The following is a 240-nucleotide window of genomic DNA, read 5'->3' on the forward strand; positions in this document are numbered from 1 at the left end:
CATCGTTCGACTTGCATGTGTTAAGCACGCCGCCAGCGTTCGTCCTGAGCCAGGATCAAACTCTCCGTGAATGTTTACTCGGCCGAAAAACAATTCAGCCGGTGAGACACCCCGAAGAGCGGAACGACCGGAGGAATAGTCCGATCGTTCACAGCGTCCTCGCTGTGTTTTTTCAAAGGAACCTCGACCATCGGTGATCCGATGGACGGGGTATCAACATATCTGGCGTTGACTTTTGGC

At 53.3% G+C, this 240-nt stretch carries 1 rRNA gene; it reads right to left on the reverse strand.

Features of this window, described 5'->3' with window-relative positions:
- Positions 1 to 71, reverse strand: a 16S ribosomal RNA gene (locus QSK45_RS38255); the annotation flags it as partial.
- Between the last annotated feature and the right edge of the window lie 169 nt (positions 72 to 240).

This window comes from Streptomyces hygroscopicus subsp. hygroscopicus (assembly GCF_030269125.1).
GTDB classification, from domain to species: domain Bacteria; phylum Actinomycetota; class Actinomycetes; order Streptomycetales; family Streptomycetaceae; genus Streptomyces; species Streptomyces hygroscopicus_C.